This window comes from Curtobacterium sp. MCPF17_011 (assembly GCF_003234145.1).
GTDB lineage: Bacteria > Actinomycetota > Actinomycetes > Actinomycetales > Microbacteriaceae > Curtobacterium.
The window spans coordinates 216,616-238,905 of record NZ_QKSK01000001.1 but is presented as its reverse complement, the minus strand read 5'-3'; the positions used below and the strand labels follow the sequence as shown (position 1 = coordinate 238,905).

Below are 22,290 nucleotides of genomic sequence, written 5' to 3'. Positions count from 1 at the left end.
GCCGTCCGATCTCCGCGGGTTCTCGGGGAGCGCGCCCCGAGCTCCGCTCAGACGGCCGCGCGCCGGGCCCGGTGGGCCCGGACCTTCGCGCGGTTGCCGCAGCGCTGCATCGAGCACCAGCGGCGCGTGCCGCCACGCGAGGAGTCGTAGAACACGAGGCCGCAGTCCGGCGCTGAACAGCGGCTCAGGCGTGCCGGCCGGCCGTCGGCCTCGACGTCGTCGAACCCGACCTCGGTGAGCAGGGCGACCGCGTCGCGCGCGACGCTCGACAGTGCCTGCGCCAGCCGCACCCGGTTCGCCCCGGCACGGCGTCGGCCACCCGGGAGGCTCGGGGGCACGTCCGGCAGGGCGGCGAACAGGTTCACCGTGTCGATGTCGTCCGGCACCGGCCGGGTCCGTCCGGTCCCGGCACGGAGGCCCGCCGCGACCGCGGTCCGTTCGGCGGCGGAGTCGGCGGGTGCCGGAGCGGCGGCGGTGGCCAGGCGGGCGATCGCGGCCCGGAGCGCACGGGCGTCCTGCAGCTCGCGGGCGGTCGCCCCGACGTCGATCGGTTCGGTGTGCAACCCGAGCCACTCGTCGAGGTCAGCGGGTGTGGCCAGCAACTCGCCGAGGTGACCGCGGGGGCGTCGACGGTCCGGGTCGTCGGCGAACCCACCGGTGTGGGCGAAGTCCAGGGCGATCCGACCGGCGTCGAAGAACCACGAGGACCCGGCATCGGTCCGGATGTCCTGCCCTGTTCGCATCCGCCCAGGCTAACGGGTGCGCGGCGCGCCTCCGACACGATCTCCCGAGGCTGGGCTAGCCGTTCCGTTCCGGCGGTGCCACGTGATCACGTTCCGCTCGTCGAACCGCCGACCGCAGCGCGCGCACGCCAGCGGGCGAGTTGGCGTGCGGTACCGGAAGTGCTCGTGCCCCGCGGGACAGGTCCCCACCCACGGGGCCAGTTCGCTGGCGATCGGGCCGTCGTGCAGCCGCGAGCCCGTGTACCCGAGGCCCTGGGCCGTCCGCCGCCAGGTGGGACCGTGTCCGGCGCGCGGCCCGCTCAGCGCGTGTGCGATCTCGTGCAGCAGCACCTGCTCGACGTCCTCCGGGGTGGAGCGGACCGCGAGGTGGCGGCTCACCGTGATCCGACGTCGCGCGAAGTCGCACTGGCCGGCACGGGTCTTCGCGTTGTCGAACGCGAAGACCCACGAGCCGTCGGGCAGGTGGTGCCCCATCAGCTCGGCGGCGCGGTTCCGCACGTGGTCGAGCGGGGTCACTCGTCCCGGTCCGTGCGGGACGGACGCGCCAGCCGACCCCAGAGCGAGTCGCCCTCGGTCCGCGCCGCGTCCGGGGCGCCGAGCACCCGACGCGGGGCCGGCGGCACCTGCGGCGCGGTCTCGGCCGGACGAGGTGCGGGCTCCGAGTCGGTGCGCACCGCGAAGTCGCGTGCGGTCCGCGGGCGTTCGGCCTCCGGTTCGACCGCGGGCTGCGTCATGGAGGCCCGGAGCGCGGCCTCGACGGCGGTCCGGAGCGCCTCGGTGCGCTCCGCCGGGGCGCCGGCAGCGCGGAACGCGTCGTACGACCGACTGAGGGCGGCGCGGGCCTCCTCGAAGCGGGACAGCTCGTAGAGGGACCAGCCCTCGAGTTCGGCGGCGGCGCCCTCGAGCTCCGGCCACTCCTCGGTCGCGGCGGTGTCCCGCGCCATCGAGGCCTCGGTCGCCGCACGTTCGTACCGCCCGAGGTCGTGCAGGACGTGAGCGCGGCGGATCCGGGCGGCCACTTTGTCCTGGCGTTCGCCGGTGAACATCGTCAGCCGGAACACCTCTTCGGCGACGGTCAGCGCTTCGTCCAGCCGTCCGAGCAGGCGGAGCAGCTCGGCACGTTCGGCCAGGGCGTCGGTGCTGCGGCTCTGCCCGAGGTCCCGCAGGCGGTCCTGCACGGCCTGGACGTCGACGGCCGGGCGGAGGCTGACCGGCGCGAAGGTGCTGCCCGGGCTGACCCCGGCGGTCACCGGAGCGGCATGACGGGGCTCCCGGGCCTGGTCGGCACGGTCGTGGTCTCGGCGTTCTTCGGGCGGGAGGGACATCACGGTCGAGGGTATCCGCGTCGCCCCGGGAGGTGTCCGTGCCACGCGCACGAACGCGGACGGCCCGCCCCGGGTCTCCGGGACGGGCCGTGCTCGAGAGTGCTGCTGGTCACATCCCGTTGAAGGAGCTGGCGGCGACACCGATGTAGACCGCACCGGCCACCACGGCGGCCAGGACGGCGAGGACGATCGCCAGGACACCCCAGAGCCGACCGCGCTTCGCGACGATCGCGACGATGCCCTGCACGATCGCCCACAGGCCGAAGACCGAACCGACGAGCATGAGGACGGCGCCGGTGCCGAGTCCTGCCATCGCCTCCGGGTCCTGCATGAGTTGACGCTGGAGCTCCTGCGAGTCGGCGGGGTTGCCGGATCCGCCGTTCTGCGCGTAGTCCTGCAGCAGCTGACTGCTCGACAGGGCGGTGCCGAGCATGACGCCGCCGATCACGCCGATCACGAGCGCGATGACGGCTGCGGCGAACGCGATGAGGCCGACGGTCTTCTTCTTCTTCGCGGGCTCCTCGTACGAGTGCCATGCGGGCGCCCCGCCGTGCTGCTGCTGGTTGCCGTACTGCTGCGGCTGACCGTACTGCTGCTGCCCGTACTGCTGGTCCTGCGGCTGACCGTACTGCTGCTGCCCGTGCTGTGTCGGCTGGCCCCACTGCGGTGCGGACTGCTGCTGCCCGTACTGCTGTGTCGGCTGGTCCTCGTACCGCGGCGCTCCGCCCTGCTCCGGGCTGACACGCTCGCCGTAGCGCGGCTGCTGGTCGTTGCGATCGTCGTTGGTCATCGGCGGCCTCCTCGTGGTGTGCGGTCGCGCGCTGGCGCGGCGTGCTCAGCCCATCTTGGCAGCGTCCCCCGCGCGGGGTACGGCCAGGAGGTGATCCGCAGCCGGGGCTCAGGCGCCGAAGACCGACCGGTTCGGCTCCGGCGACCCGACGGCCGTGGTGTCGGTGACGATGGGTGCCCCCGCGATGAAGGACCGCAGCTCGTCACCGTGGACGACCTTGCTCGGCAGCGGATCGGACGAGTACCGCCGGGGCATGTCGGCGATCGGCAACTCGCCGGGGGAGCCGAGCAGCACGATGTTGCCGAAGCGTCGGCCCTTCAGCATCCCGGTGTCCGCCACCGCCGCCACCGAGGGCAACACCGACTGCAGCGTCGCCGCCTGCCCGCGGGCGAACGCCAGTCCGGCACCGTCCGCGACGTTCACCGCGACCATGCCGGTCGGGGACAGGAACGACGCCACGGAGCGGTAGAACTCCGCGCTCGTGACGTGCGCGGGCGTGCGTGCCCCCGAGAACACGTCCACGACGGCCAGGTCCACCGTGCCGCGGAGCCCCGCGGGCAGCTTCTCGAGCACCTCGCGGGCGTCGCCGTACCGCACCCGGATCGAGGCGCCGCGGGGGAACGGCAGGGCGTCCCGGACGTGGTCGACCAGGTCCCGTTCGAGCTCGATGACCTGCTGCCGGGAACCCGGCCGGGTCACCGCCACGTACCGCGGCAGCGTCAGCGCGCCGGCGCCCAGGTGCAGCGCCGTCACCGGCCCCGGCGGCAGCAGGTCGATCGCGTGCCCGATCCGCCGGATGTACTCGAACGCCAGGTGCGTCGGGTCCTCGAGGTCGACGTGCGACTGCGGCGTCCCGTCCACCACCAGGGTGAACGACCCCGGACGGTGTCGGTCCGGTTCGACGACCGCGTACCCCGCACCCACCCGGAACCCGTCGAACGCATCAGCCATGCGTCCATGGAACACCACCCGGACCCCTGCCCGGTCCCCACCCGTGGGTGGTGGGCCGGCGGACGCGGCCTCGCGACGATGGGACCACCGGCAGGGAACACCCCGCCGGACACGACCGGGAGGCTCACCCATGTCCGTCCAGCTCCTCACGAACACCGTCATCGGACTCGCACTCGTCGGGTACCTCGCCTGGCAGCAGTCCACCTGGCAGTACCTCGACCCGGCACGGATCTGGCGCGGCCCGGTCGTGATGGCCGGCATCGGCATCGTGGTCCTCGCCCAGAGCGCCGTCACGATCGACACCCAGGACGTCGTCTTCCTCGGCATCGAGGCGCTGCTCTCCGTCGGCATCGGCCTCGCGATGGGCGGCCGCACCCGCTTCCGGACCGTCGGCACCCCCGACGGGAAGGGACGCACCATGCAGTCCCGCACCGGCTGGGTCGGTGCCGGCCTCTGGATCGCCCTCATCGTCGTCCGGATCGGCCTCGACGTCGTCGGTGCCCACCTCGGCGCACACCTGCTCACCTCGACCGGCGTCATCCTCCTCATGCTCGCCGTCAACCGCGCCGCACGGGCCCTGGTCGTCGACCAGCGCCTCCAGCACGACGCGCGCACGGCCCGCGGCATGATGGTGTGATGAGCGACCTCCGCGGCCCCGAGGGGCGTGACGCCGGGACCGACTCCGCACGGGGCCGGTCCCGCGCCGGGCTGTCCGTCGGGCTCACCGCGATCGGCATCGTCGTCGTCGCCTTCTGGTTCGTCCGGAACGGCGTCGCCCAGGAACTCCCCGTCTGGGTCTGGGGTGGCGGTGCCGTGGCGCTCGCCGCGTGGGCGGTCCGCGAGTACGGCCCACCCCGCGTCGTCGTGCCCTCGGCCGTGCTGATGGTCGCCGCGGGGTCGCTCGCGGTCGTCCACACCGACGGACTCCTGCTCGTCCCGGTCATCATCGGGCTCGTGGTCCTCGGAGCCGCGCCGACCCTCCCCGGCTGGGCTGCCGTCCTCGCCGCACTCGCCGCCGTGGTCGTCGTCGCCGGGATCGCGACGGTCGTCGGCACATCGGTCGCCCTGGTCCTCGGTGTCGCCCTCGGCCTGGCACTCGGCGTCGTGATCGGCATCAGCCGCCGACAGTTCCGGACGGCGGAGGAACAGACGCGCGTCCTCGAGGAGCAGGCCCGCCAGGCCGACCGCGACCAGCAGCGTGCCCGCCTGCTCGCCGACCGGGCGCGGGTCGCCCGGGACGTGCACGACGTCCTCGCGCACTCGCTCGGCGGACTCGTCCTGCAGCTCGACGCGGTGGAGGCCCTCCTCGAGGTCGGCCGGGTCGACGACGCTCGACGGCGCGCGACCGATGCCCGCGCGCTCGCCGCCGACGGGCTCGCCGAGGCACGTCGGGCCGTCCGCGCCCTCCGCGACGACCTGCCCGACGCCGACGCCGACGTCGACGTCGACGCCGACACGGACACGGAGACCGCCGTCGCCCAGGGTGACCCCTCGTCCGACGAGAGCAGTGCGCCGGAGTCGGCACGGGCCTCCCGGCCGGCCGGCGACGGCATCGCCGCCCTGGTCGACGCGCACCGCTCCTTCGGTGGCACCGCAGTCGTGCAGGGCGACCTCGATCTGCCCGACGTCGACGAGCCCACCCGCGCGGTCGTCATGGCCGGCGTCCGGGAGGCCCTCAGCAACGCCCGCAGGCACGCTCCCGGCCGCCCCGTGTCCCTGTCCGTCATCCGGGACGGCGACGCCGTGGACGTCGTGGTCGCGAACCCGGTCGCCGCCGACGGACACGGCCTGCTCGGGATGCGCGAGCGCTTTGAAGAGCTCGGCACCGACGCGACCGTCGAGGCGGAGCGGTCCGACGGCGAGTTCGTCGTCGCGATGCACGTGCCCGTCGCCCAGGTCGCCGACCGGCCCGGCGTCGACGGAACGACCGGCCGGACCTCGTGACGATCCGGGTCCTCGTCGCCGACGACCAGGCGATCGTCCGTGACGGACTGGTGACGGTGCTCTCGCTCGTCGACGACCTGGACGTCGTGGGCGAAGCCGAGGACGGCGCGGCCGCCGTCGCGATGGTCGAGGCGCTCACGCCGGACGTCGTGCTCATGGACCTGCGGATGCCCGTCCTCGACGGGGCGGCGGCGACCGGGCGGATCACCGCAAGACACCCGCAGGTCGCGGTCCTCGTGCTGACCACGCACGCGGACGACGACTCGATCCTCACCGCACTCGCCGCAGGGGCCCGCGGGTACCTGACGAAGGATGCCGGCCGCGCCGAGATCGCCACCGCGATCCGTTCGGTGGCCTCGGGGCAGACCACGTTCGACGCGACCGTCGGGGCGAAGGTGCTGGCGCGGCTCGCCGCTGGTGCGGCCGGTGTCGGTGCTGCTGCCGAGGCAGACGACGGTGCCGGTGCGTGGCGGGACCTCCGGCAGCGGTTCCCGGGGCTGACCCCGCGCGAGGCCGACGTGCTGAGCCGGATCGCCGACGGCCGGACGAACCCGGAGATCGCCGCCGAGCTGTTCCTGACCGTGCCGACCGTGAAGTCCTACGTCAACCAGGTCTTCGCGAAGCTCGGCGTCCGGACCCGGGCGGAGGCGGTCGCCCGCGTCCTGCGCTGACCGGCCGGGCTCGTCGTACCGCGCTTTTCGATGCTTCTGCATCGACTGACAGGGGACGTCAAGCCTCGCGACGTACCGTGGTGTGGTCCTCACGACGACGAGCGACGCGACCGCGGGTCCTCACCGACCGGTCGTGCCCGTCGTCCCGGTCCCTCGGGCGTCCCCGCAGGGGTCCGACCCGGACGCCTGCCCGACGACGAGCCCCGCTCCCGTCGCGGGTCTCGACGACGTGCTCCGCGTCCACCCGTACCGCTGCACCGCTGCACCGCTGCACCGCTGCACCGCTGCACCGCTGCACCGCTGCACCGCTGCACCGAGCGTTGCACCACGCACCGCTGCAGACGCACCGCCGCACGACGTCCGGGCCCCGCGCCCGAAGGAGCACCCCATGACCGCCGACACCATGTCCGTCCCCGTCCGACCGAGCCGACCGGACCGGTCGCCGACGTCCGCTCCGGACCGGGTACGGAGCACGGCGGGGCCGAGCCGTGCCTCCCGTCCGCTCGTCGACGACCACCAGGGTGCGCCGGCCTGGATGCGAGTCGTCGGCGGGGTCGTCCTGGCCGCCGGGCTGGCGCTCACCGCAGCCGTCCTCGGCTGGCCCGGGGACGCGCCGGAGTCGGCGCTCGTGATCCCCGGCCTCGTCGCGGTCGTAGTCGGGGTCCTGGCGCTGGTCGCCCGGGCCGGCCTGACCGTCACCGATGACGCTGTCGTCCTGCACTTCCGCCCGCTCCCGCGGCGGCGCATCGCCCGGCGCAGCATCACGGCCGTCCGGGTGACCGAGGCGGACGCGCGCACCTACGGCGGCCTCGGGTTGCGGATCGGTCGTCGTCGCCGAGCCCTCGTGCTCACGCCGGGGCCCGGTGTGGAGATCACCGACGCGTCGGGACGGACGACGTTCGTGCGGAGCGACCGGCCGCAGGACGCGGTGCGGGCGCTGGTCGGCGCCACTGTCGACAGCACTGCCGACAGCACCGTCGACGGCGCTGCCACGGGTCCTGGTGGCCGTCCCGGCGGGCCTGCAGGGCCCTCCGCCGGGGAATGAGACCGGTCGCCCGGGGCTTATACACGTCGGACTCGATCTCGGTCAAGCCAGGGACTGGACAGCGCACTGTCGAGCCACCTATGATGACAGTTCGCGCTCCCTGGCATCCGTGTCGTCATATTGCGGTCGACCGAGTTCCACGAAGACGCCTCTCAGCAGGTGCTTCGCTGAACACGCCTGGTGATGCCGGTCCCGTATATGGCGGCGGGACCCGCTCACCGATCATCCCACACGCGGCTCCGGACCCGGAGCACACCGTACTCGTGTCCTGATCACCGGGTTGCGCCGAGCGATCAATCCACTCACCTACACACTGCTTCGTCAGTGTCGGCCCGACGGGGCCTACCGGAGGTCACACCCTTGGCTGCTGCGCCCAACGCATCCACCAACCCCAAGAACGGTCGCAACCACTCGCGACTCTCGTTCGCCAAGATCACGGACACCCTCACGGTTCCTGATCTGCTCGCCCTCCAGACGGAGAGCTTCGACTGGCTCGTCGGCAACGACGCATGGAAGGCCCGCCTCGCCGAAGGGCAGGAGCAGGGTCGTACCGACCTCGCGCTGCACTCCGGCCTCGAGGAGATCTTCGAGGAGATCTCCCCGATCGAGGACCTCGGCGAGACAATGCAGCTCTCGTTCACGTCCCCGGAGCTCGAGGACCCGAAGTACTCCATCGACGACTGCAAGGAGCGTGGCAAGACCTACGCTGCCCCGCTCTACGTCAACGCCGAGTTCATGAACCACATGACCGGTGAGATCAAGACGCAGACGGTCTTCATGGGTGACTTCCCGCTCATGACCGAGCGCGGCACCTTCATCATCAACGGCACCGAGCGTGTCGTCGTCTCGCAGCTCGTCCGCTCGCCGGGCGTGTACTTCGAGCGCCAGCAGGAGAAGACGTCCGACAAGGACATCTACTCCGCTCGCATCATCCCGTCCCGTGGCGCCTGGCTCGAGTTCGAGATCGACAAGCGCGACCAGGTGGGCGTGCGCATCGACCGCAAGCGCAAGCAGTCCGTGACCGTCTTCCTCAAGGCCCTCGGCCTGACGAGCGAAGAGATCATGGAGGAGTTCCAGGGCTTCGCGTCCATGGAGTCGACCCTCGAGAAGGACGCCGTCCTCACGAAGGAAGAGGCGCTCAAGGACATCTACCGCAAGCTGCGTCCGGGCGAGCAGGTCGCTGCCGAGGCCGCGCGTGCGCTCCTCGACAACTTCTACTTCAACTCGAAGCGCTACGACCTGGCCAAGGTCGGTCGCTACAAGCTCGACCGCAAGCTCGGCATCGACGCCCCGCTGTCCGACTCGGTGCTCACCGTGCAGGACATCGTCGCGACGATCAAGTACCTGGTGTCCCTGCACGCCGAGCGCACCCACATGGACGGCGTCCGTGACGGTGAGCCGGTCCAGCTCCGCCTCGACGTGGACGACATCGACCACTTCGGCAACCGTCGCATCCGCGCGGTCGGCGAGCTGATCCAGAACCAGGTCCGCACCGGTCTGTCCCGCATGGAGCGCGTCGTCCGCGAGCGCATGACCACGCAGGACATCGAGGCCATCACGCCGCAGACGCTCATCAACGTGCGTCCCGTCGTCGCCGCGATCAAGGAGTTCTTCGGGACGTCCCAGCTGTCGCAGTTCATGGACCAGAACAACCCGCTCGCGGGTCTGACGCACAAGCGTCGCCTGTCGGCCCTCGGCCCGGGTGGTCTGTCCCGTGAGCGCGCCGGCGTCGAGGTCCGTGACGTCCACCCGTCGCACTACGGCCGCATGTGCCCGATCGAGACCCCGGAAGGCCCGAACATCGGCCTGATCGGTTCGCTCGCGTCGTTCGGTCGGATCAACTCGTTCGGTTTCATCGAGACCCCGTACCGTCGCGTCGTCGACGGCGAGGTCACGAAGACCATCGACTACCTGACCGCTTCCGAAGAGGACGAGTTCGTCGTCGCGCAGGCCAACGCCCCGCTGACGAACGACTTCCACTTCGCCGACGACAAGGTGCTCGTCCGCAAGAAGGGCGGAGAGGTCGAACTCGTCGCCCGCGACGAGGTCGACTACATGGACGTCTCGCCGCGCCAGATGGTGTCGGTCGCGACCTCGCTCATCCCGTTCCTCGAGCACGACGACGCGAACCGCGCCCTCATGGGTGCGAACATGCAGCGCCAGGCCGTGCCGCTCCTCCGTTCCGAGTCGCCGCTCGTCGGTACCGGCATGGAGGGCTACACCGCCATCGACGCCGGTGACGTCGTCACCGCCGACAAGGCCGGTGTCGTCTCCGAGGTCTCGGCCGACGCCGTGACCCTGCAGCTCGACGAGGGTGGCACGCAGACCTTCTACCTGCGCAAGTTCGACCGCTCGAACCAGGGCACCAGCTACAACCACCGCGTGATCGTCAGCGCCGGTGAGCGTGTGGAGCAGGGCGAGGTCATCGCCGACGGCCCCGCGACGGAGAACGGCGAGCTCGCGCTCGGCAAGAACCTCCTCGTCGCGTTCATGCCGTGGGAGGGCTACAACTACGAGGACGCGATGATCCTGTCGCAGAACCTCGTGAAGGACGACACGCTCTCCTCGATCCACATCGAGGAGTACGAGGTCGACGCCCGCGACACCAAGCTCGGCAAGGAAGAGATCACCCGCGACCTGCCGAACGTCAGCCCGGACCTCCTGGCCGACCTCGACGAGCGCGGCATCATCCGGATCGGTGCCGAGGTCCGCCCCGGCGACATCCTGGTCGGCAAGGTCACGCCGAAGGGCGAGACCGAGCTGTCCGCGGAAGAGCGCCTGCTCCGTGCCATCTTCAACGAGAAGTCGCGCGAAGTCCGCGACACCTCGCTCAAGGTGCCCCACGGTGAAGAGGGCACGATCATCGGCGTCAAGGTGTTCGACTCGCAGGACGGCGACGACGAGCTCGGCTCGGGCGTCAACCAGCGCGTGGTCGTCTACATCGCCCAGAAGCGCAAGATCACCGCGGGCGACAAGCTCGCCGGCCGCCACGGCAACAAGGGCGTCATCTCGACGATCCTGCCCGTGGAGGACATGCCGTTCCTCGCGGACGGCACCCCGGTGGACATCGTCCTCAACCCGCTCGGCGTCCCCGGTCGCATGAACTTCGGCCAGGTCCTGGAGATCCACCTCGGGTGGCTCGCCAAGCAGGGCTGGCAGGTCGAGGGCATCCAGGAGTGGGCCGAGAACCTGCCGGAAGCCGCGCACAGCGCAGCCCCCGGCACGAAGGTCGCCACCCCGGTGTTCGACGGTGCGTACGAGCGCGAGATCGAGGGCCTCCTCGACTCCACGCTCCCGAACCGTGACGGCGAGCGCCTGATCGGGTCCTCGGGCAAGGCACAGCTCTTCGACGGTCGCTCCGGCGAGCCGTTCCCGGAGCCCGTGTCGGTCGGCTACATGTACATCCTGAAGCTGCACCACCTGGTCGACGACAAGATCCACGCCCGTTCGACCGGCCCGTACTCGATGATCACGCAGCAGCCGCTGGGTGGGAAGGCGCAGTTCGGTGGACAGCGCTTCGGCGAGATGGAGGTGTGGGCGCTCGAGGCATACGGTGCCGCGTACGCCCTCCAGGAGCTCCTGACGATCAAGTCCGACGACATCCTCGGCCGCGTGAAGGTCTACGAGGCGATCGTCAAGGGCGAGAACATCCAGGAGCCCGGCATCCCGGAGTCGTTCAAGGTCCTCATGAAGGAGATGCAGTCGCTCTGCCTGAACGTCGAGGTCCTCTCGGCGGACGGCCAGGCGGTCAGCCTGCGCGACACGGACGACGAGGTCTTCCGTGCCGCTGAAGAGCTCGGCATCAACATCTCCTCGCGGTTCGAGTCGTCGTCCGTCGACGACATCTGATCCCGCCCGCTGAACACGTTTCGAACCAGCAAGAGAGAAGAACATTGCTCGAAGCAACTTCCTTTGACGCCATTCGGATCGGCCTCGCTACCGCCGAGGACATCCGCCAGTGGTCGTACGGCGAGGTCAAGAAGCCGGAGACGATCAACTACCGCACCCTGAAGCCCGAGAAGGACGGTCTGTTCGGTGAACAGATCTTCGGTCCGTCCCGCGACTGGGAGTGCGCCTGCGGCAAGTACAAGCGAGTCCGGTTCAAGGGCATCGTCTGCGAGCGCTGCGGCGTCGAGGTCACCAAGTCCTCGGTCCGTCGTGAGCGCATGGGCCACATCGAGCTCGCCGCACCCGTCACGCACATCTGGTACTTCAAGGGCGTCCCGTCGCGCTTGGGCTACCTGCTGGACATGGCCCCGAAGGACCTCGAGAAGGTCATCTACTTCGCGGCGTACATGATCATCAGCATCGACGAGGAGGGCCGTCACGCTGACATGCCCGGCCTCGAGAACGAGATGCGCCTCGAGATCAAGAACCTCGAGAACCAGCGCGACTCGATCATCGCCGACCGCCTCAAGAAGCTCGAGGACGACCTCGCAGCGCTCGAGGAAGAAGGCGCCAAGGCCGACGTGAAGCGTCGGACCAAGGACACCGCCGAGAAGGAGATGTCCCAGGTCCGCAAGTCCTTCGACGAGGACATCACCCGTCTCGAGCGTGTGTGGGAGGACTTCCGCAACCTCAAGGTGGGCGACCTCAAGCCCGAGGACGCCGTCTTCCACGAGCTGCAGGACCGCTTCGGGATCTACTTCGACGCCTACATGGGCGCCGAGGCGATCAAGCTGCGGCTCGAGGCCTTCGACCTGGCCGCCGAGGCCGAGGCGCTGCGTCTGCAGATCGCCGAGGGCAAGGGCCAGAAGAAGATCCGTGCGATCAAGCGTCTGCGCGTCGTCAGCTCCTTCCTCGCCACCGGCAACTCGCCGGCAGCGATGGTGCTCGACGTCGTGCCGGTCATCCCGCCGGAACTGCGCCCGATGGTGCAGCTCGACGGTGGCCGCTTCGCCACGTCGGACCTCAACGACCTCTACCGTCGTGTGATCAACCGCAACAACCGTCTCCGCCGCCTGCTCGACCTCGGTGCTCCCGAGATCATCGTGAACAACGAGAAGCGCATGCTGCAGGAAGCGGTCGACGCGCTGTTCGACAACGGTCGTCGTGGGCGCCCCGTCACGGGTACCGGCAACCGCGCCCTCAAGTCGCTGAGCGACATGCTCAAGGGCAAGCAGGGTCGTTTCCGCCAGAACCTGCTCGGCAAGCGCGTCGACTACTCGGGTCGTTCGGTCATCATCGTCGGCCCGCAGCTCAAGCTCCACCAGTGCGGTCTGCCCAAGCAGATGGCGCTCGAGCTGTTCAAGCCGTTCGTCATCAAGCGCCTCATCGACCTGTCGCACGCGCAGAACATCAAGTCGGCCAAGCGCATGGTCGAGCGTTCGCGTGCCCAGGTGTGGGACGTGCTCGAGGAGATCATCCGCGAGCGCCCCGTGCTGCTGAACCGTGCGCCCACGCTGCACCGTCTCGGCATCCAGGCGTTCGAGCCGCAGCTCGTCGAGGGCAAGGCCATCCAGCTCCACCCGCTGGTCTGTGCCGCGTTCAACGCCGACTTCGACGGTGACCAGATGGCCGTGCACCTGCCGCTGTCGGTCGAGGCCCAGGCCGAGGCCCGCATCCTGATGCTCGCCTCGAACAACATCCTCAAGCCGTCCGACGGCCGTCCGGTGACCCTGCCCGCACAGGACATGATCATCGGTCTGCACCATCTCACGACCGTCCGCGAGGGCGCCGTGGGTGAGGGCCGTTCGTTCTCCTCGGTCGCCGAGGCGATCATGGCGAAGGACCAGAACACGCTGCACCTCAACGCGATGGTGAAGATCCGCATGTCGGGTGTCCACTTCGCCGAGGGTGAAGCACCCGAGGGCTACGAGGTCGGTCAGTCGATCCTCCTCGAGACCACCCTCGGCCGTGCGCTCTTCAACGAGACCCTCCCGACGGACTACCCGTTCGTCCAGAAGGTCACCGACAAGGGCACGCTCTCCGCGATCGTCAACGACCTCGCCGAGCGCTACTCCAAGACCGAGACGGCCGCCGCGCTCGACCGGATCAAGGACGCCGGCTTCTACTGGGGCACCCGCTCCGGTGTGACCGTCGCCCTCTCGGACGTCGTGACGCCTCCTCGCAAGAAGGAGATCATCGCGGGCTACGAGATCCAGGCCGCCAAGGTCCAGGGTGAGTTCGACAAGGGTCTGATCACCGACGCGGAACGTCGCGCCGACCTGATCAAGATCTGGACCGAGGCCACCAACGAGATCGCGCAGGAGATGCGGGACAACTTCCCCATCGACAACACCATCAACCGCATGGTGTCCTCGGGTGCTCGTGGTAACTGGCTGCAGGTGCGCAACATCGCCGGTATGCGTGGTCTGGTGAGCAACCCGAAGGGTGACATCATCGCCCGCCCGATCATCAACTCGTACCGCGAAGGCCTGACCGTGGCGGAGTACTTCATCGCCACGCACGGTGCTCGCAAGGGTCTGGCGGACACGGCTCTCCGTACCGCCGACTCGGGGTACCTGACCCGTCGTCTCGTGGACGTGTCGCAGGACGTCATCATCCGTGAGGACGACTGCGGGACGACCCGTGGCCTCGAGCTGCCGATCGCGACGATGGGTGCCGACGGCAAGCTCGTCCGCGACCCGCGCGTCGAGAACACCGTCTACTCGCGCACCCTCGCGACCGAGGCCGTCGACGCCTCGGGCACCGTGGTGGCCGAGGGCGGCGAGGACGTCGGTGACGTCCTCCTCGACAAGCTGCTGGCAGCCGGTGTCGAGAGCATCAAGGTGCGCTCGGTCCTGACCTGCGAGTCGGCCGTCGGTGTCTGCGCGCAGTGCTACGGCCGGTCGCTCGCCACGGGCAACCTGGTCGACATCGGTGAGGCTGTGGGCATCATCGCCGCCCAGTCCATCGGTGAGCCCGGTACCCAGCTGACGATGCGTACCTTCCACACGGGTGGTTCGGCCTCGGCCGACGACATCACGCAGGGTCTGCCCCGCGTGACCGAGCTCTTCGAGGCTCGCACCCCGAAGGGCGCGTCCCCGATCGCCGAGGCCCCCGGCCGCGCCACGATCGAGGACACGGACAAGGGTCGTCGGATCATCCTCACGCCGGACAACGGCGACGAGCCGTTCATCTACCCGGTGCTCAAGCGTGCGACCCTCCTCATCGAGGACGGCCAGCACGTCGAGCTCGGCGAGCAGTTCATCGCCGGCACCGTCGACCCGAAGGAAGTCCTCCGGGTCAAGGGTGTCCGAGAGGTCCAGAAGCACCTGGTCAACGGTGTGCAGGACGTCTACGGCTCGCAGGGTGTGCCGATCCACGACAAGCACATCGAGGTCATCGTCCGCCAGATGCTCCGCAAGGTCACCGTCGTCGACCACGCCGACACCGACCTGCTGCCGGGCGAGCTCGTCGACCGGTCGCGCTACAACGCGATCAACCGGGCGGCGCTGCAGGAGGGTCGCAAGACCGCCTCGGCTCGCCAGGAGGTCATGGGCATCACCAAGGCGTCCCTCGCGACCGAGTCGTGGCTGTCCGCCGCGTCCTTCCAGGAGACCACCCGCGTCCTGACGCAGGCGGCCATGGAGGGCAAGCAGGACCAGCTCGTCGGCCTCAAGGAGAACGTCATCATCGGTAAGCTCATCCCCGCCGGGACGGGCCTCAGCCGGTACCGCGACGTCGACGTGAACGCGACGGAAGAAGCGAAGGCGGAGCGGTACCCGAACCGCATCTTCGCGGACGACTCGTCGTTCTCGGACGCCGACCTGAGCTTCGTCGACTTCGACAGCTTCTCGTCGGACGACTTCACGCCGGGTACGTACAACTGAACCGAGTGAGTCCCTGAGGAGGGCCCCGCATCCAGTCGGATGCGGGGCCCTTCCGCTGTCGCGGGGGAGACGCCGGACGGGAGGCACGGGGCGGGCCCGCCACGGGCCTCCCGTCCGGATCCGGCCCGGTCTAGACGGAGCGACCGGCGTCGCTGTCGCGCCCGCCGGAACCACGGCCGCTCTCGTCGGCGAGCGAGTACAGGCTCAGGACGTTGCCGTCGGGGTCGCGGGCGTCGAACCAGTCGACGGCTCCGTCGACGCACTCGACCGGTCCGACGTCGATCCCGAGGGCTGCGATCCGGGCGTGCTGCGCCACGACGTCGTCGACGCCGAAGCGGACGATGACGGGGTTGTCGTCGGCGTCCGGGTCCTCGAGGAGCTGGATCCAGATGCCGCCGACCTCGTACTCGGCGACGCCCTCGGTGGGCTCGAGATCGGGCTCGACCCGTTCGAACACCGCGCCGTACCAGAGGCAGGAGGCCTCCAGGTCGGTGACGGGCAACCCCACGGTCACGCTCGTGATGTCCATGTCTCATCATGGTCCGTCGATGCCCGGTGCGTCGAGGGGTAGGGCATGCTGTGAGGATGGCGACGCTGCGCGAACGGGTCACGGCTCCGGCTCACCTCGATGTCCCGACACCGGTCGGTGGCCTGACGTTCCGGCCCGCCACGATGGCGGACCTGCCGGAGGTGCACGGCATCGCCCTCGAGTCGGCCGCGGTCGACGAGCCGCACGCGCATCCCTCCACAGAGGACTTCATGCACCGGCTGTCCACAGAAGGGCTCGACCCCGAGCGTGACACGGTGGTCGCGATCGATGCTGAGGGGCATGTGCACGCCTACGCCATCGTCATCCCGGTCCCGACGCGGGACACCGCTGCCCGGGTCATCCTCGGCGGCTCGGTGCGCCCCGCGCACCGCGGACGGGGGATCGGCCGACGGATGCTCGCGTGGCAGACCGGGCGGGCACGGCAGCATCTCGCCGGGCTCGACCTGGACCTGCCCGGCGCCATCGACCTCACCGCACCGCAGGGGTCGTCGACACTCGCGCTCGCCGCGCACGCCGGACTGCACCCGGTGCGGACGTGGGTCGACATGCAGGTCGTCCTGGACGACGCGGATGCGCCCGGGCGGCAGTCCGTGCCGCCGTTGCCCGACGGGCTCGTGCTGCGCGCGGCGACGGTGGCCGACGTCGAGCCGATGCGGGCGGCCAAGAACGACGCCTTCCGTGACCACTGGGGCTCGCAGCCGATGGTGGAAGCGGACTGGCGCGGGTACCTCACGGCGGAGAAGAGCCGGTTGGACCTGTCGCGCGTCGTGGTGGACGAGCACGGGGACGTCCTGGCCTTCACCGTCGTCGAGTCCGACCCCGGTGCCTTCGCTGCCCGCGGTCGGAGCTTCGGGTACCTCCACTGGGTCGGCGTCGTCCGTCGCGCACGCGGTCGCGGCCTCGCTCCGCTGGTGCTCGGTGCGACCCTCGACGCCGTCCGTGACGCCGGCCTCTCCGCAGCGTCGCTCGAGGTCGACGCCGAGAACCCGAGCGGTGCCGTCGCGCTGTACGAACGGTTCGGCTTCGTCGCCGGGACCGCGACGATCACGACCTCGATGGCCCTCTAGGCTCCGTCCGCGGAACTCGGTACCCCGGGGTACCCCTGTTCTGGGTCCAGTCTGGACCCCGCCGCCCCCTCCTTCTGGGACTGATCCGCGCAGTGACACCGGACGTAGCGTGGTCGAGCGCCGCAACCCTGGCGGCGCCCACCGAACCACGCCGATCCGTCGCGCGCGCAAGCAAGGAGGTACAGGGCACATGGCAACCCTGTCCGAGATCCTGATCCTCAACGGCGCCCTCCCGATCGAGTACCTCGACGCGATGACCGGTCACGAAGACGTCGACGAGCAGGCGATCCGCTCACTCGTCGAGCAGGGCGTCGTGAGCGAGGCGCAGTACATCACCGCGCGTGCTGCGTCGCACAACTCGAAGACGGTCCCGCTGACCGACTACCCGGTCGACGGCACGGCCGTCTCGGTCCTGCCCGCTCCGCTCTGCCGTCGGCACTCGGTGCTCGGCATCGGCTTCGAGGGCGAGACCCTCGTGCTCGCGATGGTCAACCCGGCCAACGTCCTGGCGATCGACGACGCACGCACGGCCTCCGGCCGGCCGATCAAGCCGCTGCAGGTGGACGAACGTGACCTGTTGTCCGCCTTCGAACGCTACCTGCGCGCCGACGACGAGCTCAACGACCTCACCTCCTCGCTCGAAGAAGAGGCGCGCACCACCGAGCACCAGGCCGACATCGGCGACGGCTCACTCGACGACGTCCCGATCGTCCGGTTCGTCAACCTGCTCGTGTCACAGGCGATCCAGGACCACGCGTCCGACATCCACATCGAGCCCGGCGAGCACGAGGTCCGGGTCCGCTACCGCATCGACGGCGTCCTGCACGAGATGAGCCCGGCGCCGAAGAACATCCAGAACGGCGTCATCAGCCGCCTCAAGATCATGAGCGACATCGACATCGCCGAGCGACGGAAGCCCCAGGACGGCCGCATGTCCGTCCGTCACGGTGGACGCCAGATCGACCTCCGAGTGGCGACGTTGCCGACGGTGTGGGGCGAGAAGGTCGTCATGCGGATCCTCGACAACACGAACACGTCGTTGACCCTCAAGGACCTCAACCTGCTCGACCGGAACGCCGCGGCCTACCAGCGCTCCTACTCGAAGCCGTACGGCATGATCCTGGTCACCGGCCCGACCGGTTCCGGCAAGTCGACCACGCTCTACACGACGCTGAACGCCGTCGCGAAGCCCGAGATCAACGTCATCACCGTCGAAGACCCCGTCGAGTACCGGATGGCGGGGGTCAACCAGGTGCAGGTCAACCCGAAGGCCGGGCTGACCTTCGCCTCGGCGCTCCGCAGCATCCTCCGCTCAGACCCCGACGTCGTCCTGCTCGGTGAGATCCGCGACCACGAGACCGCCCAGATCGCGATCGAAGCGTCCCTCACCGGGCACCTCGTGCTCTCCACCCTGCACACGAACGACGCACCCTCGGCGATCACCCGTCTCACCGAGATGGACATCGAGCCGTTCCTCGTCGGGTCCGCGCTCGACTGCGTCGTCGCCCAGCGGCTCGCCCGCAAGCTCTGTGACCGGTGCAAGGTCCCGGCCTTCTACGAGGCCGAGCAGCTCCACGCGCTCGGGTTCCTCGACAGCGCCGACGCCCCCGTGCCCGACTTCTTCGCCCCGATCGGCTGCTCGGTCTGCTCGAACACCGGGTACCGGGGACGCATCGCCCTGCACGAGGTGATGACCGTGACCGAGGAGATCGAGCGCCTCGCCGTGTCCCGGGCCTCGAGCGCCGAGATCAGCCGGGTCGCCCAGGCGCAGGGCATGCTCACCCTCCGCATGGACGGGTGGGAGAAGGTCAAGCTCGGCCTGACGAGCGTCGACGAGATCCTGCGCGTGGTCGCGTAGCCGTGGGAGACGAACAGATGACCGACTCCGTGTACGACCTGAGCCCAGCCGGGGACGAACCCGTCGACGGCTGGCACCCCGGCACCCCCGGTCTCGAGGTCGGTGGACGCCGTGCTGCACGTCTCGCGCAGGCCGCGCAGCAGTCCCCGGCACCATCCGGGGCACCCGTCGTCCCTGCCGCATCAGCCGCACCAGCAACCCCCGTCTACGACCTCAGCGACGACCTCGCCGGCTGGGCCGCCCCGAGTGGCGTGCCGGTCGCCGTCCCCGTCGCGCAACCGTACGCCGTACCGGCCACACCTCCCGCCGCGGTGCCGCCGTCGACCGCGAGCTACGGGTACGAACCGGACCCGGCCCTCGGGTACCAGGTGACCGAACGGCTGCCGGTGGTGCCTGCGGTCGCCACCACGAACCTCCAGACCGTCGCCGCCCCGCCGGTGCAGATGGTCGCCCCGACGGGCAGCGCCGAGATCAACTTCACGCGCCACGCCCGCGAAGACGCCGACTCCGACCTCGTGACCGCCCTGGCCCAGGTCGTCTACCAGGGGGCATCCGACCTGCACGTCACCGCCGACGCACCGCCGACCGTGCGCGTCGACGGCTCGCTGCGTCCCGCCGTGCCGGGAGGCCCGTGGGCGCGCAACAAGGTCATCGCCGCCCTCAAGACGCTCATGTCCGCCGAGCAGGCCGCACAGTTCGACCAGGAACAGGAACTCGACTTCGCGTACTCGCTGTCGCCCGAGTTCCGCTTCCGCGTGAACTACTACCAGCAGCGTGGCAACTGGGGTGCGGCCTTCCGCATCATCCCCACCAAGATCAAGACCCTCAAGCAGCTCGGCATCCCCGAGTACGTGGGGGACTTCGCCAAGCTGCCGCGCGGCCTCGTGCTCGTCACCGGACCGACCGGCTCCGGCAAGTCGACCACCCTGGCCGCGCTCATCGACCTGGTCAACGAGACCCGGGCCGACCACATCGTGACGGTCGAGGACCCGATCGAGTTCATGCACGAGCACAAGAAGGCGATCATCAACCAGCGCGAGGTCGGCGCGGACACGCACTCGTTCGCCCGAGCGCTGAAGCACGTGCTGCGCCAGGACCCGGACGTCATCCTCATCGGTGAGCTCCGCGACCTCGAGACGATCTCCGTCGCGCTCACCGCCGCCGAGACCGGCCACCTGGTGTTCGCCACCCTGCACACGCAGAGCGCCCCCGGCACCATCGACCGCGTCATCGACGTGTTCCCGCCGCACCAGCAGGGCCAGATCCGCACCCAGCTCGCCGCCACCCTCGAAGGCGTCGTCTGCCAGACCCTCGTCCCCAAGGCCAACGGCACCGGGCGCATCGTGTCCACCGAGATCATGAAGACCACCCCCGCCATCGGCAACCTCATCCGCGAGGGCAAGACGTACCAGATCACCTCGGCCATGCAGGCCGGGCGCGACGCGGGCATGCACACGATGGACCAGGACCTCGCCGAACTGGTCAACGTCGGCACCATCACCCGCAAGGCGGCGCTCGAGAAGGTGCACGACCTCGAGGGCTTCGACCGGCTCGTGCAGCGCGTCGAGTCCCCGTCCGACGCGTCCGCCGACGCCATCGCCGCGAGCGGGATCGACTTCGGCGACAAGTTCTCCGGAGGCTACTGATGTCCCTCGCATTCGACTACCGCGGACGGGACGGGGCGGGGAAGCTCGTCAAGGGTCGCGTCGACGCCGCGTCCGAAGGCGCCGTCGTCCAGCGCCTGCGTGGCATGGGCGTCTCGCCGATCGCCATCACCGAGGCGAAGGCCGGAACCGGCCTGCAGACCGAGATCAAGATCCCGGGCTTCGAGAAGGGCGTCGGACTCAAGGACCTGGCGATCATGGCGCGGCAGGCGTCGACGATGTTGTCGTCGGGGCTGTCGCTGCTGCGTGCGCTGACGATCTTGGCCGACCAGACCGAGAGCAAGAAGCTCAAGGACATCCTCGGCAAGGTGCGCGACGAGGTCGAGCAGGGCGTCTCGTTCTCCGATGCCGTCGCGAAGTTCCCGATCGAGTTCCCGCCGATCATGATCAACATGATCCGTGCGGGGGAGACCGGCGGGTTCCTCGACCAGGCCATGGACTCGATCGCGACGAACTTCGAGAAGGAGCACAAGCTCCGGTCGACGATCAAGTCCGCGATGACCTACCCGGTCGTGGTGCTGTGCATGTCGCTGGCCGCGGTCGTGATCATGCTCGTGTTCATCGTCCCGATCTTCCAGGACATGTTCTCGTCGCTCGGCGGCAAGCTGCCGCTGCCGACCATGATGCTCGTCTACCTCTCGCACTCCATGGTGTACGTCCTCCCGGTACTGGCGGTCGTCATCGTGGTGACGACTGTCTGGTGGCGCGCGAACAAGAACACCGACCGTGTCCGGGCTTTCATCGACCCTGTGAAGCTCAAGATGCCGGTGTTCGGAGCGCTGAACCAGAAGATCGTCATCGCGCGATTCGCCAGGAACTTCTCGAACATGATCGGCGCGGGTGTGCCGATCTTGCCGGCATTGCAGATCGTCGGACAAGTGTCGAACAACTTCGTCGTTCAGAAAGCCCTGGAACGCGTCGCCGAGAGTGTGCGAAAAGGCGAATCCATAGCGGGTCCGCTCGGTTCTGAGAAGGCATTTCCGACAATGGTGTCGCAGATGGTGGCGGTCGGCGAGGACGCCGGTTCGATGGAACTCATGCTGGAGAAGATCGCTGCCTTCTACGACGACGAAGTCCAGGCGACGACCGAAGCCCTGACCTCGCTCATCGAGCCGCTCCTCATCGCGTTCCTCGGGGTAGTCGTCGGCGGCATGATCGTCGCTCTCTACCTCCCGATCTTCCAGATCACGAGTCTGATCAAGTAGCCGGTTCGATGCTTTGCCCCTCGGTCGGGGGCGAACAGCCGAGTGGGTGTGCCTGATTCTGGGGGCATTTTGCTGCGGTGTGACCCCCGTTCTCGGGATTATGACCGGAAACTCCTGTCAATACGCTTGTCCGCGGCGGCACCGCACAGCCCCCGATCAATTCCTATCGCCATCCCAGAGAATGGAAGAGCAATGTACTTTGCGCTCATGGGCAAGCTGAACGCTCGCCGGCAGAACCTCACCGAGGACAAGGAGAAGGGCTTCACGCTCATCGAACTCCTGGTCGTCGTCATCATCATCGGCATCCTTGCCGCGATCGCCATCCCCGTGTACCTCGGCGTTCAGAAGTCCTCGAAGGACGCCGGCGTGAAGTCGGACCTCGCCAACGCGAAGACCGCGGTGATCGCGTACATGACCGACAACGACAACAAGGTGCCTGCTGGCGCGAAGCTGACGGCCGACAACACGACCGGTCTCGGCAAGTACGGCTTCACCAAGGGTGGCGACACTGGTGACTTCAGCTACGCCCCGACGAACCTGGCTGCTGACACCGCAGCAACGACCTTCTGCATCAAGGTCCCCGCAGCCAGCGATGGGGCGAAGTTCTTCTGGGTGACGGACACGCAGGGCGTGTCGAAGGCGGCCTCCACGGCGGTCCCGACCGGTTACTCGAGCTGCTCCTGATCTGACACGAGGGGCGGG

At 69.4% G+C, this 22,290-nt stretch carries 17 protein-coding genes; 11 read left to right on the top strand and 6 right to left on the bottom strand.

The genetic code is table 11. The features are described 5' to 3' along the window. Window positions 1-47 precede the first annotated feature (47 nt). The 5 genes from DEJ25_RS01160 to DEJ25_RS01140 all read right to left on the bottom strand — a co-directional run bounded on the left by DEJ25_RS01160 (window position 48) and on the right by DEJ25_RS01140 (window position 3,809). Window positions 48-743, bottom strand: coding sequence for a CGNR zinc finger domain-containing protein (locus DEJ25_RS01160; protein ID WP_111043514.1), 696 nt, complete (start codon window positions 741-743; stop codon window positions 48-50). A gap of 9 nt (window positions 744-752) precedes the next feature. Next, window positions 753-1,259, bottom strand: coding sequence for a SprT-like domain-containing protein (locus DEJ25_RS01155; RefSeq protein WP_258366182.1), 507 nt, complete (start codon window positions 1,257-1,259; stop codon window positions 753-755). Continuing rightward, complete coding sequence (locus DEJ25_RS01150) at window positions 1,256-2,068, bottom strand: hypothetical protein (protein ID WP_111043513.1); 813 nt, start codon at window positions 2,066-2,068, stop codon at window positions 1,256-1,258. The genes DEJ25_RS01155 and DEJ25_RS01150 overlap by 4 nt, the downstream gene beginning before the upstream one ends. A 109-nt stretch (window positions 2,069-2,177) precedes the next feature. After that, the gene (locus DEJ25_RS01145; RefSeq protein WP_111043512.1) at window positions 2,178-2,858 is read right to left on the bottom strand and encodes a hypothetical protein; all 681 of its coding nucleotides are present in this window, start codon (window positions 2,856-2,858) and stop codon (window positions 2,178-2,180) included. 108 nt (window positions 2,859-2,966) lie between these two features. After that, on the bottom strand, window positions 2,967-3,809 hold the full coding sequence (locus DEJ25_RS01140) for a spermidine synthase (RefSeq protein ID WP_111043511.1): 843 nt from the start codon (window positions 3,807-3,809) through the stop codon (window positions 2,967-2,969). A gap of 130 nt (window positions 3,810-3,939) precedes the next feature. On the opposite strand from DEJ25_RS01140, the gene DEJ25_RS01135 reads away from it, so the two are divergent. The 6 genes from DEJ25_RS01135 (at window position 3,940) to DEJ25_RS01110 (ending at window position 15,244) form a co-directional block, all read left to right on the top strand. Continuing rightward, window positions 3,940-4,446 carry a hypothetical protein gene (locus DEJ25_RS01135; RefSeq protein WP_111043510.1) on the top strand — a complete coding sequence of 169 codons (507 nt, stop codon included), beginning with the start codon at window positions 3,940-3,942 and terminating at the stop codon, window positions 4,444-4,446. Then, a complete protein-coding gene (locus DEJ25_RS01130) occupies window positions 4,446-5,753 on the top strand; it encodes a sensor histidine kinase (protein WP_181427315.1) in 1,308 nt (435 codons plus the stop codon). Before DEJ25_RS01135 ends, DEJ25_RS01130 begins: the two co-directional genes overlap by 1 nt. After that, window positions 5,750-6,424 (top strand): response regulator transcription factor, encoded by a 675-nt coding sequence (locus DEJ25_RS01125; protein WP_111043508.1) that lies wholly within the window; start codon window positions 5,750-5,752, stop codon window positions 6,422-6,424. The genes DEJ25_RS01130 and DEJ25_RS01125 overlap by 4 nt, the downstream gene beginning before the upstream one ends. A gap of 388 nt (window positions 6,425-6,812) precedes the next feature. Next, window positions 6,813-7,469, top strand: coding sequence for a hypothetical protein (locus DEJ25_RS01120; protein WP_146240594.1), 657 nt, complete (start codon window positions 6,813-6,815; stop codon window positions 7,467-7,469). A 360-nt stretch (window positions 7,470-7,829) separates the two neighbouring features. Then, on the top strand, window positions 7,830-11,318 hold the full coding sequence (gene rpoB, locus DEJ25_RS01115; protein ID WP_110903685.1) for a DNA-directed RNA polymerase subunit beta: 3,489 nt from the start codon (window positions 7,830-7,832) through the stop codon (window positions 11,316-11,318). Between the two features lie 44 nt (window positions 11,319-11,362). After that, window positions 11,363-15,244, top strand: coding sequence for a DNA-directed RNA polymerase subunit beta' (locus DEJ25_RS01110; protein ID WP_110903686.1), 3,882 nt, complete (start codon window positions 11,363-11,365; stop codon window positions 15,242-15,244). A 130-nt stretch (window positions 15,245-15,374) separates the two neighbouring features. Here DEJ25_RS01110 and DEJ25_RS01105 read toward each other — a convergent pair whose 3' ends face one another. Further along, window positions 15,375-15,773, bottom strand: coding sequence for a VOC family protein (locus DEJ25_RS01105; RefSeq protein WP_111043506.1), 399 nt, complete (start codon window positions 15,771-15,773; stop codon window positions 15,375-15,377). A 56-nt stretch (window positions 15,774-15,829) separates the two neighbouring features. On the opposite strand from DEJ25_RS01105, the gene DEJ25_RS01100 reads away from it, so the two are divergent. The 5 genes from DEJ25_RS01100 to DEJ25_RS17110 all read left to right on the top strand — a co-directional run bounded on the left by DEJ25_RS01100 (window position 15,830) and on the right by DEJ25_RS17110 (window position 22,272). Continuing rightward, window positions 15,830-16,861: a GNAT family N-acetyltransferase gene (locus tag DEJ25_RS01100; RefSeq protein ID WP_181427314.1), complete on the top strand. Its 1,032-nt coding sequence runs from the start codon at window positions 15,830-15,832 to the stop codon at window positions 16,859-16,861. A gap of 190 nt (window positions 16,862-17,051) precedes the next feature. Further along, complete coding sequence (locus DEJ25_RS01095) at window positions 17,052-18,719, top strand: GspE/PulE family protein (RefSeq protein WP_110903689.1); 1,668 nt, start codon at window positions 17,052-17,054, stop codon at window positions 18,717-18,719. Window positions 18,720-18,736: 17 nt separating this feature from the next. Next, window positions 18,737-20,365 carry a type IV pilus twitching motility protein PilT gene (locus tag DEJ25_RS01090; RefSeq protein ID WP_181427313.1) on the top strand — a complete coding sequence of 543 codons (1,629 nt, stop codon included), beginning with the start codon at window positions 18,737-18,739 and terminating at the stop codon, window positions 20,363-20,365. Next, complete coding sequence (locus DEJ25_RS01085; RefSeq protein ID WP_111043504.1) at window positions 20,365-21,588, top strand: type II secretion system F family protein; 1,224 nt, start codon at window positions 20,365-20,367, stop codon at window positions 21,586-21,588. Before DEJ25_RS01090 ends, DEJ25_RS01085 begins: the two co-directional genes overlap by 1 nt. A 207-nt stretch (window positions 21,589-21,795) precedes the next feature. Further along, entirely contained in the window at window positions 21,796-22,272 is a 477-nt protein-coding gene (locus tag DEJ25_RS17110; RefSeq protein ID WP_309146909.1) for a type II secretion system protein, read from the top strand. Window positions 22,273-22,290: the final 18 nt, after the last annotated feature.